The sequence below is a fragment of the Nocardioides sp. CPCC 206348 genome (assembly GCF_048654705.1).
Taxonomy (GTDB): domain Bacteria; phylum Actinomycetota; class Actinomycetes; order Propionibacteriales; family Nocardioidaceae; genus Nocardioides.
In genome coordinates this window covers 31,720-34,012 of sequence record NZ_JBMCZA010000221.1, presented here as the reverse complement: position 1 = coordinate 34,012, position 2,293 = coordinate 31,720, and the positions used below count along the sequence as shown (strand labels likewise).

Below are 2,293 nucleotides of genomic sequence, written 5' to 3'. Positions count from 1 at the left end.
AGCCGTTCAAACCGAAGGACGCCGCACCAAAGTACGACGTCCTCCGGCTGAAGAGAAACTGTCAGCCCTTGCGCTTCACGATCTCGGCGGTCACGGCGGGCAGCACGGAGTGCAGGTCCCCCACGACACCGAAGTCGACGAGCTCGAAGATCGGGGCTTCCTCGTCCTTGTTCACGGCGATGATCGTCTTCGACGTCTGCATGCCGGCGCGGTGCTGGATGGCACCGGAGATGCCGTTCGCGACGTACAGCTGCGGCGAGACGACCTTGCCGGTCTGGCCGACCTGGAAGGCGTGCGGCTTCCAGCCGGAGTCGACCGCGGCACGCGAGGCACCCACGGCTGCACCCAGTGCGTCAGCGAGACCCTCGACCGCGGTGAAGTCACCGCCGGTGCCACGACCACCGGAGACCACGATCGCGGCCTCGGTGAGCTCGGGACGACCGGTGGCCTGACGCGGCTGCGAGGCCACGATCTGCGCGGTCTTGGCGCCATCGGAGATGGTCGCAGCGAACTGCTCGACGGCGCCGGCGCCGGCACCCTCTTCCGGAGCGGCAGCGTTGGGCTTGACCGCGATGATCGGGGTGCCCTTGACGACCTTGGCTTCGACCGTGAAGTTGCCGGCGAAGACGGACTGGGTCGTGACGATGTCGCTGCCGTTGACCTGGACGTCCACGGCGTCGGTGATCAGGCCCGAGGAGAGCTTGATCGCCAGGCGACCGGCGATCTCCTTGCCCTCGGCCGAGGCCGGGACCAGGATCGCGGCGGGCGAGGCGGCAGCAGCGATCTGCTCGAGCACCTCGGCCTTGGGGGCCACGAGGTAGCCCTTGATCTCCGCGTCGTCGACGACGTAGACCTTGTCGGCGCCGTACGCCTTGACCGCGTCAGCAGCGGCGGCAGCCTTGTCGGCACCACCGATGAAGACGGCGGACGGGGACCCGATCCGCTTGGCGATCGCCAGCAGCTCGTAGGTGGGCTTCTTGACAGCACCGTCGACGTGGTCGACGAGAACGAGAACTTCAGACATGGCTCAGGCTCCTCAGATGAACTTCTTGGACGCAAGGAACTCGACCAGCGCCGTGGCGCCCGATCCGTCCTCGTCCTTGACGATCTCGCCGGCGGTGCGCGCCGGGCGTTCGGTCACGGTCTCGACCTTGGTCCAGGCAGCGTCGATGCCGACCTCGGAAGCGTCCACGCCGATGTCGGCGAGGGTGAGTGCCTCGAGGGGCTTCTTCTTCGCGGCCATGATGCCCTTGAACGACGGGTAGCGCGCCTCGCCCGACTGGTCGGTGACCGACAGGACCAGCGGCAGCGTGCCACCGATGACCTCGGTCGCGGAGTCACCGTCACGCTTGATGCGGACCTGGTCGCCCTGCGACTCGACCACGGCAGCGAGGGTCACCTGCGGGAGACCGAGACGCTCGGCCAGCATCGCCGGCACCACGCTCAGGCCACCGTCGGTCGACGCGAGGCCACCGACGATGAGCTCCGGGACACCGATCTTCTCGATCGCCTTGGCGAGCACGAGCGAGGTGGCGATGGCGTCCGAGCCGGCGATGGCGTCGTCCTGCACGTGGACGGCCTTGTCGGCGCCCATCTGCAGCGCCTTGCGCACGGCGGCCTCGGCGGCGGCGGGACCGACGGTCAGCGCGGTGACGGTGATCTCCTCGTCGGGGCGCTTCTCCTTGATCTGGAGAGCCTGCTCGACGGCGTACTCGTCGAGCTCCGAGAGGAGACCGTCGACGCCGACGCGGTCAACAGTGTTGTCCGCCTCGAACTTCCGGTCGCCCGTGGCGTCGGGAACGTACTTCACAAGAACGACAATGTTGGAGAGAGTCATGGTTGTGGCCGGACCGGCCCCTTCCTGTGCAACGAGCCCCGCGCCGTAGTTGGCGCAGGGAACAACTGTGTGGTCCTCTTCAGGACAGCGTTCGGCAGGCTACCGTCCGGTTCGCCACCGCGGAAACCGCATCTCAGTGGACTACCTCACAGTCCCTGGCCGAACAGGCTGGTTCAGGGCCGGATGACCCTCTCGAGAAGCCGGCCGATGACGAGGTAGACGACAGCGGCGATGCCGTAGTTGAACAGCGCTGTCTTGACGTCGTCGTTCTTGCCAGTGAACTCCTTGACCGGGTTGTCCAGGTCGAAGAAGCCGAGGTCGAAGGTGTTGGCGAGGTCCCGAACGATCTTCACCAGGTCGTTGTTGGCGTTGGCCTCCAGCGCGAAGGTGAAGGCGGCGGCGGCGAGGATCAGCGCCAGGGTGACGCAGACCCCCCAGATCACCCGTGCGCCGAGG

3 protein-coding genes are annotated in these 2,293 nt (G+C 67.2%); all 3 read right to left on the bottom strand.

Features of this window, described 5'->3' with window-relative positions; genetic code table 11:
- Window positions 1-61: 61 nt before the first annotated feature.
- Window positions 62-1,024: an electron transfer flavoprotein subunit alpha/FixB family protein gene (locus ACOADB_RS24930; protein ID WP_378605222.1), complete on the bottom strand. Its 963-nt coding sequence runs from the start codon at window positions 1,022-1,024 to the stop codon at window positions 62-64.
- Between the two features lie 12 nt (window positions 1,025-1,036).
- Window positions 1,037-1,837 carry an electron transfer flavoprotein subunit beta/FixA family protein gene (locus ACOADB_RS24925; RefSeq protein WP_378605219.1) on the bottom strand — a complete coding sequence of 267 codons (801 nt, stop codon included), beginning with the start codon at window positions 1,835-1,837 and terminating at the stop codon, window positions 1,037-1,039.
- A gap of 173 nt (window positions 1,838-2,010) precedes the next feature.
- Window positions 2,011-2,293: hypothetical protein (locus tag ACOADB_RS24920; protein ID WP_378605216.1), on the bottom strand; the 283-nt coding region annotated here is incomplete at its 5' end.